The following is a 2,441-nucleotide window of genomic DNA, read 5'->3' on the forward strand; positions in this document are numbered from 1 at the left end:
GCCATTTTCTAGTGTCCTCCTATTAGAATTTCAATCCGTTTTCACGAGCTGCATCAGCCAAAGCTTTCACACGTCCGTGATATAGATATCCACCGCGGTCGAACACCACTTCTGAAATACCTTTAGCACTTGCACGTTCTGCAACGAGTTTACCGACAGCAACGGCTTGTTCAGTTTTAGTTCCTTTTGAAACTTCTTTGTCAAGAGTTGAAGCACTTGCGAGCGTTACACCCGCTACGTCATCAATAACTTGAGCGTAGATGCCTGTATTAGAACGGAATACGTTCAAACGTGGGCGATCAGCAGTTCCAGAGAGTTTTCCGCGAACGCGACGGTGGCGTTTTTGGCGGAGTTTGTTTTTATCTGGTTTAGAAATCACAGTTTTCACCTCTTTAATTTTAAATCGTGTGCTATGCACAAAGTTGGTAATGAGGTTGGTGGTTGAAAATCAACCACTCAACACTATTTACCAGTTTTACCTTCTTTAAGACGAACATATTCGCCAACGTAACGGATACCTTTACCTTTGTATGGTTCTGGTGAACGAAGGCTACGAACGTAAGCAGCTGTTTGACCAACTACTTCTTTTGAAATTCCGCTGATAACGATAGTCGTTGGGTTTGGAAGTTCAAAAGTAATTCCTGCTGGAGCTTCAACTTCATCTGGATGTGATTTACCAACAGCCAAAACAAGTTTGTTTCCTTGAAGTTGAGCACGGTAACCAACCCCACGCATTTCAAGTTCTTTCTTGAATCCTTCTGAAACACCAATAACCATGTTGTTCAAAAGTGCACGAGTAGTTCCGTGGATAGTTTTCATTTCTTTTGAATCGTTTGGACGGTGAAGAGTTACTTCAGTACCTTCCACACGGATTTCAATATCTTTTGAGAACTCACGAGTAAGTTCTCCTTTAGGTCCTTTTACAGTTACAACGTTGTCATTGTTAGTGAGTTCAACACCAGCAGGCAACACGATAACTTTATTACCAATACGTGACATGTTTTTATTCTCCTGTTAAATTGTCAGGCCATAAAGGCCAGTTTTCACGGGGTTTAGATACTTATTTAGTTCAAGAGCTGAACTGAACACGCTCTAAGAACTGTGCAAAATAGATAAGTTGGCTTGTTTATAAACAAACTGCTCCAACTTCCTAATTTTGCTTTGTTCTTTACGAGCTCTGTATCTTGATTTTACCAAACGTAAGCGATAACTTCCCCACCAACATTCTTTTGGCGAGCTTCTTTATCAGTAAGCAAACCTTCTGAAGTTGAAAGGATAGCAATTCCAAGACCGTTAAGTACTTTTGGAAGATCTTCACGTTTTTTGTAGACACGAAGTCCTGGTTTAGAAACACGTTTCAAGTTAGTGATAACTTTTTCACCGTTTGGTCCGTATTTAAGGAATACACGGATGATGCCTTGTTTGTCATCTTCGATGATTTCTACGTTCTTAACAAAACCTTCGCGTTTAAGGATTTCAGCAATCCCTTTTTTGATGTTTGATGCAGGTACTTCAAGTACTTCGTGTTTTGCTTGGTTAGCGTTACGAATACGAGTTAAGAAGTCTGCAATTGGGTCAGTCATAACCATTTTATTTTTCTCCTCTTACTAGTAGTTTGCAAGTTGCACTTGCTAGTTAATACATGATACAGAGAGCGTAACAGCAAGAGCAAAAATAGGCAATTTGATGCAGGAGCCATGCTCCAAAACGAATTGGTCTTTTTTGCCAAAGCTGTAGCTCGTGTTCAAATTGGCTAGCCAAACTGAACTCGGGCTAAACTCTGTGTGAAAAAGATAAACTTTTCTAGAAACTAAAGTTTCTTCGCCAAGTTTCCTATTTTCACTTTGAGTTTTGACGCCCTTGATATCTTAAATTACCAAGATGCTTTTGTTACACCAGGGATTTGACCTTTATATGCCAATTCACGGAAGCAAACACGGCAAAGTTTAAACTTGCGGTAAACTGAGTGTGGACGTCCACAACGTTCACAGCGAGTGTATGCTTGAGTAGAGAACTTCGCTGGGCGTTTGTTCTTAGCAATCATAGATTTTTTAGCCATTAGTTATACCTCCTATATTATTTTGCAAAAGGCATTCCAAGGCCTGTAAGCAATGCACGTGACTCTTCGTCAGTGTTAGCAGTAGTTACGATAACGATGTCAAGACCACGAGTTTTGTCAACGTCATCAAAGTTGATTTCTGGGAAGATCAATTGTTCTTTCACACCAAGTGTGTAGTTTCCGCGTCCATCAAAAGATTTTGTAGGAACACCGTGGAAGTCACGAACACGTGGAAGTGAAACAGATACCAATTTGTCCAAGAATTCGTACATACGTTCACCACGAAGGGTAACTTTTGCACCGATCGCAACACCTTCACGAAGACGGAAGCCGGCGATTGATTTTTTAGCTTTAGTGATAAGTGGTTTTTGACCTGAGATAA

At 40.5% G+C, this 2,441-nt stretch carries 5 protein-coding genes; all 5 read right to left on the minus strand.

Annotated features, from left to right (window positions below):
* Nucleotides 1–22: 22 nt before the first annotated feature.
* Nucleotides 23–379, minus strand: coding sequence for a 50S ribosomal protein L18 (gene rplR, locus PAN07_RS17245; RefSeq protein ID WP_004251098.1), 357 nt, complete (start codon nucleotides 377–379; stop codon nucleotides 23–25).
* 83 nt (nucleotides 380–462) lie between these two features.
* Nucleotides 463–999, minus strand: coding sequence for a 50S ribosomal protein L6 (gene rplF / locus PAN07_RS17250; RefSeq protein WP_075565061.1), 537 nt, complete (start codon nucleotides 997–999; stop codon nucleotides 463–465).
* 191 nt (nucleotides 1,000–1,190) lie between these two features.
* Nucleotides 1,191–1,589 carry a 30S ribosomal protein S8 gene (gene rpsH, locus PAN07_RS17255; protein ID WP_000245504.1) on the minus strand — a complete coding sequence of 133 codons (399 nt, stop codon included), beginning with the start codon at nucleotides 1,587–1,589 and terminating at the stop codon, nucleotides 1,191–1,193.
* 284 nt (nucleotides 1,590–1,873) lie between these two features.
* Complete coding sequence (locus tag PAN07_RS17260; protein ID WP_001085699.1) at nucleotides 1,874–2,059, minus strand: type Z 30S ribosomal protein S14; 186 nt, start codon at nucleotides 2,057–2,059, stop codon at nucleotides 1,874–1,876.
* 17 nt (nucleotides 2,060–2,076) lie between these two features.
* The coding region (gene rplE / locus PAN07_RS17265; RefSeq protein ID WP_171485923.1) for a 50S ribosomal protein L5 at nucleotides 2,077–2,441 on the minus strand (365 nt) is incomplete at its 5' end.

This window comes from Streptococcus sp. SM5 (assembly GCF_027497975.1).